The sequence below is a fragment of the Pseudomonas sp. TWR2-1-1 genome (assembly GCF_049897045.1).
Lineage (GTDB): Bacteria > Pseudomonadota > Gammaproteobacteria > Pseudomonadales > Pseudomonadaceae > Aquipseudomonas > Aquipseudomonas versuta.
The window spans coordinates 122,002-137,437 of sequence record NZ_JAFCVM010000010.1 but is presented as its reverse complement, the minus strand read 5'-3'; the positions used below and the strand labels follow the sequence as shown (position 1 = coordinate 137,437).

At 58.7% G+C, this 15,436-nt stretch carries 12 protein-coding genes; 10 read left to right on the top strand and 2 right to left on the bottom strand.

Annotation, left to right across the window (positions count from 1 at the left end):
• The first annotated feature begins 790 nt into the window (after positions 1-790).
• From ACP7BO_RS21740 to garD, 10 genes are all read left to right on the top strand, one after another.
• Positions 791-1,669 (top strand): helix-turn-helix domain-containing protein, encoded by an 879-nt coding sequence (locus ACP7BO_RS21740; protein WP_060695437.1) that lies wholly within the window; start codon positions 791-793, stop codon positions 1,667-1,669.
• Between the two features lie 150 nt (positions 1,670-1,819).
• Positions 1,820-3,178, top strand: coding sequence for a glutamine synthetase family protein (locus ACP7BO_RS21735; RefSeq protein ID WP_060695435.1), 1,359 nt, complete (start codon positions 1,820-1,822; stop codon positions 3,176-3,178).
• A 52-nt stretch (positions 3,179-3,230) separates the two neighbouring features.
• Entirely contained in the window at positions 3,231-4,319 is a 1,089-nt protein-coding gene (locus tag ACP7BO_RS21730; protein ID WP_426212702.1) for a polyamine ABC transporter substrate-binding protein, read from the top strand.
• A 51-nt stretch (positions 4,320-4,370) separates the two neighbouring features.
• Positions 4,371-5,669 (top strand): NAD(P)/FAD-dependent oxidoreductase, encoded by a 1,299-nt coding sequence (locus tag ACP7BO_RS21725; RefSeq protein ID WP_426212700.1) that lies wholly within the window; start codon positions 4,371-4,373, stop codon positions 5,667-5,669.
• Positions 5,670-5,758: 89 nt separating this feature from the next.
• Positions 5,759-7,501, top strand: coding sequence for an amidohydrolase (locus tag ACP7BO_RS21720; protein WP_426212698.1), 1,743 nt, complete (start codon positions 5,759-5,761; stop codon positions 7,499-7,501).
• A 94-nt stretch (positions 7,502-7,595) separates the two neighbouring features.
• On the top strand, positions 7,596-8,372 hold the full coding sequence (locus ACP7BO_RS21715; protein WP_060695425.1) for a TorF family putative porin: 777 nt from the start codon (positions 7,596-7,598) through the stop codon (positions 8,370-8,372).
• Between the two features lie 112 nt (positions 8,373-8,484).
• Entirely contained in the window at positions 8,485-9,231 is a 747-nt protein-coding gene (locus ACP7BO_RS21710) for a FadR/GntR family transcriptional regulator (RefSeq protein WP_060695422.1), read from the top strand.
• A 374-nt stretch (positions 9,232-9,605) separates the two neighbouring features.
• Complete coding sequence (gene kdgD, locus ACP7BO_RS21705) at positions 9,606-10,517, top strand: 5-dehydro-4-deoxyglucarate dehydratase (protein ID WP_426212695.1); 912 nt, start codon at positions 9,606-9,608, stop codon at positions 10,515-10,517.
• Positions 10,518-10,684: 167 nt separating this feature from the next.
• Positions 10,685-12,049 carry an MFS transporter gene (locus tag ACP7BO_RS21700; protein ID WP_060695417.1) on the top strand — a complete coding sequence of 455 codons (1,365 nt, stop codon included), beginning with the start codon at positions 10,685-10,687 and terminating at the stop codon, positions 12,047-12,049.
• A gap of 11 nt (positions 12,050-12,060) precedes the next feature.
• Positions 12,061-13,614 carry a galactarate dehydratase gene (garD, locus tag ACP7BO_RS21695; protein WP_426212693.1) on the top strand — a complete coding sequence of 518 codons (1,554 nt, stop codon included), beginning with the start codon at positions 12,061-12,063 and terminating at the stop codon, positions 13,612-13,614.
• A 9-nt stretch (positions 13,615-13,623) separates the two neighbouring features.
• On the opposite strand, the gene ACP7BO_RS21690 is transcribed toward garD, so the two are convergent.
• Both ACP7BO_RS21690 and ACP7BO_RS21685 read right to left on the bottom strand, forming a co-directional pair.
• Complete coding sequence (locus ACP7BO_RS21690; protein WP_397454892.1) at positions 13,624-14,919, bottom strand: NRAMP family divalent metal transporter; 1,296 nt, start codon at positions 14,917-14,919, stop codon at positions 13,624-13,626.
• A gap of 114 nt (positions 14,920-15,033) precedes the next feature.
• Positions 15,034-15,435, bottom strand: a complete 402-nt coding sequence (locus tag ACP7BO_RS21685; RefSeq protein WP_060695411.1) for an ExbD/TolR family protein — start codon at positions 15,433-15,435, stop codon at positions 15,034-15,036.
• Position 15,436: the final 1 nt, after the last annotated feature.

The window sequence follows — 15,436 nt, the reverse complement described above, 5'->3', positions numbered from 1 at the left end:
CATGCTGGCGGCCTTGAACTTGAACTCACTCGAATAAGATTTACGCATATCCAAACACCTCAGATTTGGGCGCAATCATAGCGCCCGATTGAAGTGTCCAAAATCATTAGGCCAGTTCATTCGGCCTCACAAACCCCCTGTAGGAGCGGGCTTGTCCGCGATGCAGGCGCCGCGGTTTTACGCTAAGGCCCGCACAGCCAATCGCTGGCAAGCCAGGCTCCCACAAGAGGCATTCGGCCTCACAAACCCCCTGTAGGAGCGGGCTTGCCCGCGATGCAGGCGACGCGGTTTTACTCTCTGCCCCCGCACAGCCAATCGCTGGCAAGCCAGGCTCCCACACGAGGCATTCGGCCTCACAAACCCCCTGTAGGAGCGGGCTTGCCCGCGATGCAGGCGCTGCAGTTTTACTCTCAGCCCCGCACAGCCAATCGCTGGCAAGCCAGGCCCCCACACGAGGCATTCGGCCTCACAACCCCCCTGTAGGAGCGGGCTTGCCCGCGATGCAGGCGACGCGGTTTTACTCTAAGGCCCGCACAGCCAATCGCCGGCAAGCCAGGCTCCCACAAGAGGCATTCGGCCTCACAAACCCCCTGTAGGAGCGGGCTTGCCCGCGATGCAGGCGCCGCGGTTTTGCTCTAAAACCCGCGCAGGCAATCCCTGAAAGTCAGATCCCCACATGACCTCTTTGGGTGTTTCTTTACTGATGGGCATTAGGCTAAGGTGCGCCAATAATAATTATTACTGGCAGTGTCCCGATGGCGTGTACCCGGGCACAAGGAAGGAAAGCCGTATGCAGATTCAATCCCACGACACGGCGGATGTGGATCAGCAATTGGTCATTGCGGGCTGGCAGGAGCATTACCAGCAGATGTCTGCAGGCTGTTTCCATGGTGCAGTGGTGCACATGGAACTCAATGGCATTGAAGCCTATGAAGAGCGCATGAACACGCGCATCGAACAGCATTTTCACGCGCCTGCAGACTCCCTGGTGTTTAGTTTCGATACGCGCAACGGCTCGCTGTATCTGCTTAACGAAGACACACAAAACACCTGGATCACCCCCGAGAACTATCAGGAAGTCGGGGTCGTGATCGGCCCCCGGTATTTAAACCGGCTCGATAACCTGAACAACATGGACGGCCTGTTTCTGACGCAGTTGGTGTCCCAGCAAAGCCAGGTCTTTGGCCGTTGGTTGAGCCGTACATTGCAGCAACTGGCATCCCGGCACCCGCCCCAAGTGGAGGAAGGGCTGGCGCAGCAGCTGGTCGACGATTGCCTGTATATCCTCGACTGCCCCAGCCAGGCACCGGACCGCACCCGCCAGCGCCACCTTGCCCATGACCGGCGGCTGATTCAGCGGGTTTTTGATCTGGTCATGGCCTGCCCCCAGGAACACCTGGATGTGCTGCATCTGGCCAAGGCTGTCGGCGTTTCGGTACGCCAGTTGCAGCACAGCTTCACTTCTTTTGCCGGGGTTTCGCCCAGCCAGTGGCAACGCTTGCGACGGCTGAATTTCGCGCGCCGGGATTTGTTGCGTTGCACCCCGGGCGACACCCGGGTAGCTGAAATCGCCATGCGCTGGTCATTCTGGCACCTGGGGCGCTTCTCCCAGTCCTATCGCAGTCTGTTTGGCGAATTGCCCAGCCAGACTTTGCTGCGCCCCCGCTAAGTCCGCCTGAATGTTATTGGCGCCCCAAAATGGGGCGTGAATAAAAGCGCAAATCGGATAGAAGCCCCCCGTCTCACGATTGCACTATCGCCTTGCAGCATGGAACTGAGTCGTCATGTGGCGCTCAGTCAAATTTCTGTAAGAGGCGTTATGAAAGGCAATCTGGATCGACTCAGCCATTGGCTAAAAGAAAACAAAATCACCGAAGTTGAGTGCCTCATCTCTGATTTAAGTGGCATTGCCCGGGGCAAAATATCGCCGACCAACAAGTTCCTCAACGAGCAAGGCATGCGCCTGCCGGAGAGCGTCCTGTTGCAGACCGTTACCGGAGACTACGTCGAAGACGATATTTACTACGAGCTGCTGGACGCGGCCGATATCGACATGCATTGCCGCCCGGACCAGGACGCAGTGTTTATCGTGCCCTGGGCCACCGAGCCCACTGCTCAGGTGATTCACGACACCTATGACAAACAGGGCAACGCGATAGAGCTGTCGCCGCGCAACCTGCTGAAAAAGGTTCTGAGCCTCTATACCGCACGCGGCTGGAAACCGATCGTGGCGCCGGAAATGGAGTTCTACCTGACCCAGCGCAGCCCTGATCCGGACTATCCGTTGAAACCCCCGGTCGGCCGTTCGGGCCGCCAGGAGACCGGGCGCCAGTCTTATTCGATCGAGGCCACCAACGAATTCGATCCGCTGTTTGAAGACATGTATGACTGGAGCGAGGCCCAGGGGCTGGATCTGGACACTCTGATTCACGAAGAAGGCACAGCCCAGATGGAAATCAACTTCCGTCATGGTGCCGCCCTGTCCCTGGCCGACCAGATCATTATCTTCAAAAGAACCATGCGCGAAGCAGCGCTCAAGCATGACGTCAGCGCCACGTTCATGGCCAAGCCGATGACCGGCGAGCCGGGCAGCGCCATGCACGTCCACCAGAGCGTGGTTGATCTGGAGACCGGTGTCTCGGTGTTCTCCAATCCCGATGGCAGCATGAGCGAGCTGTTCATGCACCACATTGGCGGCCTGCAAAAATACATCCCCGAAACCCTGCCGCTGTTCGCCCCCAACGTGAATTCGTTTCGTCGATTCCTGCCCGATACCTCGGCCCCGGTGAACGTGGAGTGGGGCGAAGAAAACCGCACCGTCGGCCTGCGCGTGCCGGACTCCGACCCGCAGAACCGCCGGGTAGAGAACCGCTTGGCCGGCGCCGATGCCAATCCCTACCTGGCCCTGGCCGCCAGTTTGCTCTGCGGCTACGCAGGCATGGTCGAGGGTATCGAACCGAGCGCGCCTGTAGTCGGCCGCGGCTATGAACGGCGCAACCTGCGCCTGCCGCTGACTCTGGAGGCTGCGCTGGAATGCATGGAGCAGTCGGGCATGGCCAAAAAATATCTGGGTGAGCGTTTCACCAAGGGCTTTGTGGCGGTCAAGCGCGTCGAGCACGAGAACTACAAGCAGGTCATCAGCTCCTGGGAACGCGAGTTCCTGCTGTTTAGCGTGTAGGCGGTACCTGCGCCAATGCATTGCAAAATGGACTCACAGAAAGGACATGTGGATGAAACGTATCGCCCTGAAACTGACGTTCGCGGCACTCTGCGGCCTTGCCGGCCAGGCGTCGGCGCAAGACGTGGTTAATATCTATAACTGGACGGACTATATCGCCGAAGACACCCTGGTTAATTTTGAACAAAAGACCGGGATCAAGCCGGTTTATGACGTGTTTGATTCCAACGAAACCCTGGAAGGCAAGTTGCTGGCCGGGCGCACCGGTTATGACGTGGTCGTGCCGAGCAACCACTTTCTGGGACGTCAGATCAAGGCCGGGGTATTCCAGAAACTCGACAAGTCACAGATTCCCAACTGGAAGAATCTTGACCCGGCCCTGCTGGCACGGCTGCAAGCCAACGACCCGGGCAATGAGTACGCAGTGCCTTACCTGTGGGGCACCAATGGCATTGGCTACAACGTCGACAAGGTCAAGCAGGTTCTGGGCATCGACAAAATAGATTCCTGGAGCGTGTTGTTCGAGCCTGAAAACCTCAAGAAGCTCAAAAGCTGTGGCGTCGCTTTTATGGACTCGGCCGACGAAGTAATGCCAGCGATGCTCAACTATCTGGGGCTCAACCCCCGAAGCCTGGAGCTCAAGGACTACAAGGTCGCCGAGAAAAAACTGGAGCCTCTGCGGCCTTATATCAGCTACTTCCATTCCTCCAAGTACGTGACCGACCTGGCCAACGGTGACATCTGTATTGCCTTTGGCTATTCCGGCGACGTGTATCAGGCCATCCATCGTGCGCAAGAGGCGGGCAACGGGGTGAACGTTGCCTACGTGGTGCCTAAAGAAGGCGGCAACCTGTGGTTCGACATGCTGACCATTCCGGCCGATGCCAAGAACCCCAAACAGGCCCATGCGTTTATCAATTACCTGCTGCAACCCGAGGTGATTGCCAAAGTCAGCGAGTACGTGGGGTATGCCAATGCCAACACCCGGGCCACGGCCCTGATGGGTGATGAAATCACCCACAACCCGTCGATCTATCCGCCCGAGTCAGTGCAGGCCAAGCTCTATGTGTCATCCGAGCTGCCACCTGAACTTATGCGCTGGACGACGCGCTCGTGGAACAAGTTCAAGTCCGGTCGTTAATCCTGTGCCGGGCACCAACGTGTGCCCGGTCACTGAACAGGCAATTCTTTTATGACGTCCATGCTGTCTTTACCGCAAACCTATTACAGCGCCACCCGCAACCAGCAGCTCACTTGCCCGGTACTTGAGGGGCAGGCCGAGGCGGACGTGTGCATCATCGGCGCGGGTTTCACCGGGTTGAATACCGCGATTGAACTGGCTGAGCGCGGCCATTCGGTGATCGTGCTCGAGGCGCAGCAAATTGCCTGGGGCGCCAGCGGCCGCAACGGCGGGCAGTTGATTCGCGGGGTTGGTCACGATCTTGATGCGCACGAAAAAACCATCGGCCGCGAAGGTGTCAGAGTGCTGGAACAACTGGGGCTCGACGCGGTGGACCTGGTGCGTCAGCGCATCGAAAAACATGGAATCGACTGTGACTTGCGCTGGGGCTTCTGCGAGCTGGCCAACACCGCGCGCCATGTTGAAAACCTGATGGCCGAGCAGGAGTCGCTGCACAAGCTGGGCTACCGGCACAAGGTCGAGTTGATCGGGCGTGCCGACATGCACCGGGTGGTGGGTTCTGATCGCTACCTGGGCGGGCTGACGGATCAAGGCTCGGGGCACTTGCATCCGCTCAATCTGGCATTGGGTGAAGCCCGGGTGGCTCAGCAGTTGGGAGTCCGGTTGTACGAGAACAGTGCGGCCACCCGCATCGAATATGGCCCGCAGATCCGGGTCCATACCGCCAGCGGTACGGTCAAGGCCAATACCCTGGTACTCGCCGGCAATGCCCATCTGGGCGATCTGGAGCCGGCGCTCAGTGGTAAGGTGCTGGCCGCCGCCAGCTATGTCATCGCCACCGAACCCTTGAGCGAGGAACTGGCCCGGACGCTGATTCCCGACAATCGCGCTTTGTGCGATCAGCGGGTAGGGCTTGATTACTATCGGTTGTCGGCTGACCGTCGGCTGTTGTTTGGAGGCGCGTGCCATTACTCGGGGCGCACCTTGCAGGACATCGCCGGTTACATGCGCCCGAAAATGCTGGACGTCTTCGCGCAACTGGCAGGCAAGCGGATCGATTTTCAGTGGAGCGGCATGATCGGCATCGGTGCCAACCGGCTGCCGCAGATCGGCCGCTTGCAGGCCCATCCCAACGTGTTTTATGCCCAGGCGTATGCCGGGCACGGGATCAACACCACGCATATGGCGGCGCGTCTGGTGGCGCAGGCCATCAGCCTTGAGCAGAGCACAGGTTTTGAACTGTTCGGGCGGGTGCCGCACATGACGTTCCCGGGCGGTAAGCACCTGCGTTCGCCCTTGCTGGCGCTGGGCATGCTTTGGTACCGGCTCAAGGAAATTGCCGGGCATTGAAGCGAGCATTAATCAACCTGTGGGACCTGGCTGCCAGCTCCCAGAAGGTGTGTCTGACAACAACAAGAAAATCCAATAAGGACGTCCCAATGAAGCGATTCACTCCCTGTTTGCTGGCTGCGCTGTTTGCGCTCCCGTCGTTGCAGGCCCTGGCCGCAGCCGACCTGGTGTTCACCAATGGCAAGGTATTTACCGGCGTGCCGGGCCAGCCACTGGCCAACGCTGTGGCGGTGGAAAACGGCAAGATCATCAAGGTGGGCAGCGATTCCGAAATCCAGGCATTGGCCGACAGCGGGACCCAGCGTGTCGATCTGGCTGGCAAGGTGCTGATGCCGGGGATGATTGATACCCACAGCCACCCCGTTATCGCGGGTCTGGACAGTCTTGGGGCGAATCTGCTCGACGAAGAAAAACCGCTGCCCGAACTTGAGCAATGGATCATCGAGCAAGACAAGGCGGGGACGGCGCGGTCGGGGGATGTGATCAATATTGCCGGGGTCAGTTCGGCTTACTGGGAACAGGCCCGTGAGCTGGGGAAGATTTTCAATCACGGCCGTTGGGCCGACCAGCCGCTGGTCTTGAGCGGTATCGACGGGCATACCGGCTGGGCCAATAACGCGATGCTCAAGCGCGCAAAAATTGATGCCGCACTGGTCAAAAGTCTGCCAGCCAACGAGCAGGGCTATGTGGGTCATGAAGCAGACTTCACTCCAACCGGTTTTTTTGCCGAATCGCGCTGGGACCAGGTGCGGGGCCAGATTCCCCCGGCCAGCCCCGAAGTGATGCTCAAGGCCGCCCGCGAGGCGGTGAGGGTCAACAATCAATACGGCGTGACTGCCTGGATGGACGCTGCCTCGAACGCTGGAGCGGGCGACTCGTTGTTTGACTTCACCGCAACCGAGCAAAGCCTGGGGGTACTGCCGCTTTATCGACAGCTTGCAGAAAATGGCGAACTGACTGCGCACGTTGCGGCACTGATGCTCACCAACTCCAAAAGCAAGCCTGCCGATCTTGAAGTGCTGGCCCGGGTCATGAGGCAGTTCGAAGGTGTACCCAACCTGACATTCCCCGGTATCAAGGTGTTTGCCGATGGCATTCTGGAGTACCCGGGGCAAACCGCAGCCGTCATCGTGCCGTACAAAAACAGCAACAAAAAGGGTGAGTTGCTGATTGATCCGGCGCACTTCGGTGAACTTGTGGTCGCGGCTGAAAAGCGTGGCTGGATCGTCCATATGCACGCAGTCGGTGACCGTGCGGTACGTGAGTCACTCAACGGCTTTGAGTATGCGCGCAAGCTCAATCCGGCTCCGGTCGCCCACAGCATCAGCCACCTGCAGCTGGTCAATCCTAAAGAGTTTCCACGCTTTGCCCAGCTCGGGGTGATCGCCTCGATGCAACTGCTGTGGGCCATAGAAGAGAGCTACACCATTGACCTGGTCAAGCCCTATATCAGCGCCTTCGCTTATGGCTATCAGTACCCGGCCAAATCCCTGCAGGACGCGGGTGCGATGATTGCCGGTGCCAGTGACTGGCCTGTATCGAGCCCGAACCCGTGGAACGCCATTGGCCAGGCCGTCACTCGCGACGGGCCCATGGGTGTGCTCAATGCCAAAGAAAGAGTCGATCGTCAGACCATGTTTTATGCCTATACCTCCAACGCTGCCAAAACCCTGGGGCTGGATGAGCAGATCGGTTCGTTGGTGCCCGGCAAGCAGGCTGACCTGATCATTCTCGATCGTGACGTATTCAACGTCGGCGACCACGAATTGTTCGATACCAAAGTGCTGAAAACATATTTCGGCGGTAAGCAGGTAAACGCCCCCGAAGCCTGATTGAAAACCCCGGTCTCTGGCGCCACGACCCAGTGGCGTCAGGCGCAGCCGTGCGCGAATTTCCATGCAACCCTATAAAAACAAGAGAAAACCCATGAACGCAGTGTCTGTCTTCATACTTGCCGGTCTGGCCCTGTCGCCTGTGCTCAGCGCACAGGCGGTAGAACTGAACGATCAGTTTTCCCTGGTGATCACCCCCACGCTGGTCAGTGATTACCGTGCCAACGGGCTCTCACAAACCAAGGGCGATCCCGCCGCGCAACTGGCCATCACACTCAGCCACGCCAGTGGTTTGTACGCCGGTATCTGGACCTCCAATGTCAATTTCGGCCATGGCTCAAAAGCGCGTCAGGAAATCGAGTACTACGGGGGCTACGCCTGGCAAATCAGCGACAGCATCAGCCTGGATACTTTCTACACCCGTTACGAATTTGCGCGTGAAAGCGGCTACAACCAGAGCGACGTGCAGACCGTGCTGGATGTGTACGGTGTATTGCTGGGGGGCAAATACGTCACCAACATGCAAGGCCCTGGCTACGAGGACGAGAACGGCGAATTCCATAAAGGTAAAAAAGACGAGGACTTGTCGACGTTCTTCATCGGTTATCACACCTTGCTGCCCGCAGAGTTCGGTTTGCAGGTGCGTTATGAATATGTGGACTACAAGGATGATGTTTTTTTCAGCGACAGTGGCAAGGGGCGGGCGGACTACACCGATTGGGAAATCAAACTCACTCGCGACTTTGTCGGCGTCAGCTGGGGACTGAGCTACATCGACACCAGCCTGTCGAAAACCGAGTGCCAGAGCTACACCGGTTATGACGATGTGTGCGGCGCAACCCTGCTGGCCAGCGCCAGTAAAACGTTCTAAACCGGGGCTGCCAGGGCATCGGCACGGTCAGCGTGTGATCGTACAACCCGCTTGAGCTATGATGCGTGGATGTTTTGCCCCGATGCCCTTGAATCCGAGAAAGATTTTCACCATGGAAAACCCAAACGACGTCCCCCGCCTTCCTCGAAAACGCCGCAGCCTCGCGCAGGAGTTGGTGACGGTGCTGTCCGAGCAGATTCGTGACGGCCTGCTCAAACGAGGCGACAAGCTGCCCACCGAATCCGCGATCATGCAAGCCCATGGTGTGAGCCGCACAGTAGTGCGTGAAGCAATTTCCCGGTTGCAGGCTGCAGGTCAGGTCGAGACCCGGCATGGCATCGGCACCTTTGTGCTGGATACGCCAAGCCCGAGCGGTTTTCGTATAGATCCGGCCACTGTGGTCACTCTGCGTGACGTGCTGGCGATTCTTGAACTGCGTATCAGCCTGGAAGTCGAGTCAGCGGGGCTGGCCGCTCAGCGCCGCAACGACGAGCAATTGGCCGCGATGCGCGCGGCACTGGATGCCCTGAACGAAAATACCGCCCGTGACGGCGATGCGGTGGCCTCGGATTTCCAGTTTCATTTGCAGATTGCACTGTCGACGGGCAACCGTTACTTCACCGACATCATGACGCACCTGGGCACCAGCATCATTCCGCGCACCCGTCTCAACTCCGCCAGCCTGGCCCATGATGACCAGCGCCAGTACATGAATCGCCTGAGCCGTGAGCACGAAGAAATCTACACCGCCATTGCCCGCCAGGATTCGGACGCTGCCCGGGCCGCCATGCGCCTGCACCTGACCAACAGTCGCGAACGCCTGCGCCACGCCCACGAAGAAGCCGAAGCGCACGGGTGATCGAAGCGTTGAGCCCGCAATCCCTATAGTCGCTGACGAGGCACGAGGCTGCGATCGTCTGCAAAGCAGTCGTCATTCAGCCTCCGGGGTGTGCCATTAGATACAGGGCAGGGCAAGCGCGCTAAAAAGCTCGCAGCCTCGTACCTCGTCAGCGACGACGGGTTGTCGATAAATTAAATTTCATAGAACTCCAGCCCTTCTGAAACCCCTCTGGGGCGGGCCTTTGCTCAGGGTTTGCCCTCGGCAATAGAACCCCTGTGCGCGCAAATTGAAGAATTTGGATTGACGATTATATTTATAGTTGTACGATGACGTACGACACGGCAAAGGCACTGCCGTTTTTTCATCACATTAGCTCCCAGGGTGTTCGAATAATGAATCCACAAGAACTGAAGTCCATCCTCTCTTCCGGCCTGCTGTCTTTTCCGATTACCGATTTCAATGCTCAGGGTGATTTCCACCGTGAGGGCTACATCAAGCGTCTGGAATGGCTGGCCCCGTATGGCGCTTCTGCCTTGTTCGCTGCAGGCGGCACCGGTGAGTTCTTCTCCCTGGCGGCCAGCGAATATTCCCAAGTGATCAAAACCGCTGTCGATACCTGTGCCAACAGTGTGCCGATCCTGGCCGGTGTCGGTGGCTCGACCCGCCAGGCTATCGAATACGCGCAAGAAGCTGAACGTCTGGGTGCCAAAGGTTTGCTGTTGCTGCCGCACTACCTGACTGAAGCCAGTCAGGACGGGGTTGCCGCCCACGTTGAAGCGGTGTGCAAGTCGGTCAAGATCGGAGTGATCGTTTACAACCGTAACGTTTGCCGCCTGACCGCGCCGCTGCTGGAACGACTGGCCGAACGCTGCCCGAACCTGATCGGTTACAAGGACGGCCTGGGTGATATCGAGTTGATGGTTTCGATCCGCCGCCGTCTGGGCGACCGTTTCAGCTACCTCGGCGGTCTGCCCACCGCAGAGGTCTATGCCGCTGCCTACAAGGCGCTGGGCGTACCGGTTTACTCCTCGGCAGTGTTCAACTTCATCCCCAAGACTGCGATGGACTTCTACCACGCCATTGCCCGTGAAGATCACGCGACCGTGGGCAAGATCATTGATGACTTCTTCTTGCCGTACCTGGACATCCGCAACCGCAAGGCCGGTTATGCCGTAAGCATCGTCAAGGCAGGCGCCACTATTTCCGGTTACACCGCAGGTCCGGTGCGTACGCCACTGACCGATCTGTTGCCAGAAGAATACGAATCCCTGGCGGCCTTGATCGACAAGCAAGGTCCGCAGTAACGAATGAGCAAGGCCGCTGAGAAATCAGCGGCCTTTTGCGTTGTAGACACATCGATCCACCCTGTAGGAGCGAGCTGTTTGGGTTTAAAAGCTCGCGAGCAAGCTCGCGCCTACAGGATAAAAAATAGTTACCCGCGCATAAAAATAATCAGTGGGAGTACATCTACATGCCAGCGACCAAGCCGACGCATGTCCGTTATTTGATTTTGCTCATGCTGTTTCTGGTGACCACGATCAATTATGCCGACCGCGCTACCATCGCTATCGCAGGCTCCAGCCTGCAAAAAGACCTCGGTATCGACGCCGTTACTCTGGGTTTTATTTTTTCTGCATTTGGCTGGGCCTACGTGGCCGGACAAATCCCCGGCGGCTGGCTGCTCGACCGTTTCGGTTCGAAAAAAGTCTATGCCCTGAGCATCTTCACCTGGTCGCTGTTCACCGTGCTGCAAGGCTACGTCGGTGAATTCGGCATCTCCACCGCCGTGGTGGCGCTGTTTATGCTGCGCTTTCTGGTGGGCCTGGCGGAAGCGCCTTCGTTTCCCGGTAATGCCCGTATTGTTGCCGCCTGGTTTCCCACCGCCGAACGCGGCACCGCGTCAGCCATCTTCAATTCGGCGCAGTATTTCGCCACGGTGATCTTTGCCCCGCTGATGGGCTGGATCGTTTACACCTTCGGCTGGCAGCACGTGTTTATCGTGATGGGCGGCATCGGCATTGTGTTCTCGCTGATCTGGCTCAAAGTTATCCACAGCCCGCGCCAGCATCCAATGATCAACGAGGCCGAGTTCAGGCACATCGCCGACAACGGCGGCCTGGTCGACATGGATCAGGACAAGGGCACGGGTAAAAAGGTCGACGGTCCGAAGTGGGATTACATCCGCCAGTTGCTGACCAATCGCATGATGCTCGGCGTGTACCTGGGCCAGTACTGCATCAACGGCATTACCTATTTCTTCCTGACCTGGTTCCCGGTGTACCTGGTCCAGGAGCGCGGCATGACCATTCTCAAAGCCGGTTTCATTGCCTCGCTTCCGGCCATCTGCGGCTTTATCGGCGGTGTGCTGGGCGGTGTGATTTCCGATTACCTGCTGCGCAAAGGTCATTCTCTGACGTTTGCCCGCAAGGCTCCGATCATTGGCGGCTTGTTGCTGTCGACCAGTATCGTGGCGTGCAACTACGTGGATATTGAATGGATGGTCGTGGGCTTCATGGCACTGGCCTTCTTCGGCAAAGGCGTGGGCGCACTGGGGTGGGCAGTGGTGTCTGACACCTCGCCGAAACAAATCGCCGGTCTGAGTGGCGGTCTGTTCAACATGTTCGGCAACATCGCGTCCATTACCACTCCGATCGTTATCGGTTACATCATCAGCACCACCGGCTCGTTCAAATGGGCACTGGTGTTTGTCGGCTGCAATGCACTGGTGGCGGTGTTCAGCTATCTGGTCATCGTTGGCCCGATCAAACGGGTGGTACTCAAAGATCCACCGGTAAGCGGGCCGCAACTGACCAAACTTGTTTCAGCACATCCTTGAAGGGCGGCGCCATGACTTTGATTGAACACTCCGACTCGCCGCGCACTATCCGGCTGCATGCTCTGGACAACGTCGCGGTGGTGGTTAACGACCAGGGCGTGCCGGCCGGAACCGAGCTTGCTGAGGGGCTGGTTACCCTGGATTTTGTGCCGCAAAGCCACAAAGTCACGCTGGTAGACATTGCCCGGGGCGGCGAGGTCATCCGTTACGGTCAGACCATCGGCTACGCGTTGCAAGCCATCCCCCGGGGCAGCTGGGTCAATGAAGACCAGTTGCGCATGCCCACCGCGCCGCCGCTGGACAGCCTGCCGCTGGCCACTGAGGTGCCGGTCGCGCAGGCGCCACTTGAGGGCTTCACCTTCGAGGGCTATCGCAATGCTGACGGCACCGTGGGCACGCGCAACATTCTGGGGATCACCACCACCGTGCAGTGTGTGACCGGGGTGCTGAACCATGCGGTCAAGCGTATCCGTGACGAACTGTTGCCCCGGTATCCCCATGTCGATGATGTGGTCGCGTTAACCCACAGCTACGGCTGCGGCGTGGCCATCAGCGCCACCGATGCCTACATCCCGATCCGCACGGTGCGCAATCTGGCACGCAACCCGAATCTGGGTGGCGAAGCGCTGGTCATCAGCCTGGGCTGTGAAAAACTCCAGGCCGGTCAGGTGATGCACGCTGACGACAGCTCGGTGGACCTCAGTGAACCGTGGCTGTACCGCTTGCAGGATTCCAGTCACGGCTTCAGCGAAATGATCGAGCAGATCATGGCGCTGGCAGAGACCCGGCTGAAGAAACTCGATCAGCGCCGCCGCGAAACCGTACCGGCCTCGGAACTGATTCTGGGCATGCAGTGCGGCGGCAGTGATGCGTTTTCCGGGATCACCGCCAACCCGGCGCTGGGCTATGCCTCGGACTTGCTGCTCAGGGCGGGGGCGACGGTAATGTTTTCTGAAGTCACCGAAGTGCGCGATGCCATTTACCTGCTGACCTCCCGTGCCGAAAATCGCAGCGTCGCCCAGGAGCTGGTGCGTGAAATGGACTGGTATGACCGCTACCTGGCCAAAGGCGAAGCGGATCGCAGCGCCAACACCACACCGGGCAACAAGAAAGGCGGGTTGTCGAACATCGTTGAAAAATCCCTGGGCTCCATCGTCAAGTCCGGCAGCAGCGCGATCAATGGTGTGCTCGGCCCTGGCGAACGCTTCACGCGTAAAGGGCTGATTTTCTGTGCAACGCCGGCCAGCGATTTTGTGTGCGGCACCTTGCAGCTGGCGGCGGGGATGAACCTGCACGTGTTCACCACAGGCCGCGGGACACCCTATGGCCTGGCCATGGCGCCGGTGGTCAAAGTCTCTACCCGGACCGAGCTGGCGCAACGCTGGCCGGACCTGATCGACGTCGACGCCGGACGCATTGCCACCGGACGGGCAACGATAGAAGAACTGGGCTGGGAGCTGTTCCACTACTACCTGGACGTGGCCAGCGGCAAGAAACACACCTGGGCCGAACACCACAAACTGCACAACGACATCACGTTGTTCAACCCGGCGCCGATTACCTGAAGCCCCCGCTCAATTCAGGAGCATGCCCCAGAACATGGCGATGACCGCAAGTGCCATCGCCACGGCACAGCTCCAGCCAAGCAGGGTCAAGCCGCGGCCAATGGTGAAGTTACCCATGATGTCTTTGCGTGAGGCCATGCGCATCATCAAGAACATGATGGGTACGGCGATCACGCAATTGACCACCGCACTCCACACCAGCGCCTTCATCGGATCGATGGGGGCAAAGCAGATCGCAATTCCTATCAGCGTCGAGACCGCAATCACGGCGTAAAAGGCTTTTGCCTCCCTGGGCTTGGCGGCCAGGCTGTTGCTCCACTGGAAAGCACCCGCCAGGGCATAGGCCGAGGAGCCTGCCAGTACCGGTATTGCCAGCATCCCCGTGCCGATGATGCCGCCTGCGAACAGCCAGAAAGCGAATTCGCCGGCAATCGGGCGCAAGGCGCTGGCCGCCTGGGCCGAGGTCTGGATGTCGGTAACGCCGTGGTTATGCAGGGTCAGAGCGGTGGTCAGCATGATGAAAAAGGCAATGATGTTGGAAAACGCCATGCCGACCAGAGTGTCGCCACGGATTCGCTTGAAGTTGACCTTTGCCTGCTCCGGAGCCTCGATCAGGGATTGCGCGCCCGGATGATCTTTTATTTCTTCGACTTCTTGCGACGCCTGCCAGAAAAACAGATAGGGGCTGATGGTGGTGCCGAAAATGGCCACCACCATGGTGACGTACTCGGGTTTGAAAGACAGTTGCGGCCATAGGGTTCGCAACAGCACCTGGCTCCATGGAATCTGCACGGCGAAGAGGAGGCCGACGTAGGCCAGCAGCACCAGGGTCAGCCACTTCAGCACCCGCACATAGCGGGTATAGGGAATGAAGACCTGCAGCAGGATGGAGATCACTCCGAAGGCGACCGCATACCCATGGGGCGGGCCGCCGATCAGCAGCTTGAGCGCTTCGCCCATGGCGGCGATATCGGCACCAATGTTGGCAATATTGGCGATCAGCAACAGCGAGACGATGGTGTAAAGAAAGGGCCTGGAGTAATGGGTACGCAGATTGGTCGCCAGGCCATGGCCACTGACGCGACCAATCTGGGCACTGATGACTTGAATACCGACCATCAGCGGGAAAGTGAGCAGTAAGGTCCACAGTGTGTTCAAGCCAAACTGGGCGCCGGCTTGCGAGTAAGTGGCGATGCCGCTGGGATCGTCATCTGCCGCGCCGGTGATGAGACCCGGGCCGAGCTTCTTGAACAGCGCAGTATCACCGTCAACGGGCGGAGTCGAAATTGGCGCGGGTTTTTTCATGATGCTCGAGTCGCAACGGCGGCAGGGCTGCCACACTTAGTTGTGACTCAGGCTTTGGCTCAAGAGTTCAGGCCATCTGACCCCGCATTACGGGTGCCGATGGCCTGCGCCGGACTATTTCGCTGTAATCACCGACAGCTTGGTAATCCCCGCACGTTCGATCGAGGCCATGGCCCGTGCCACTTCGCCATAGTTCACCCCGTTGTCCGCCTGCAATTGCACGCGAACATCGGGGTCTTTGGCCTTGGCGGCCTGCAAGTTGAATTCGAGCGTTTGCGGCTGTACTTCGTCCTTGTTGATGAACACTTTGCCTTTGTCGTCGATGCTGACCACCAGCGGGTCTTTCTGCTCGACCGGGGCCACAGCCTCGGTCTTGGGCAGGTTGATCGGGATGGAGTTGGTCAGTAGCGGGGCGGTGACGATAAACACCACCAGCAACACCAGCATCACGTCCACCAGTGGCGTGACGTTGATCTCGCTGAGTACTTCATCGCTGTCCTGGGTTGAGAACGCCATA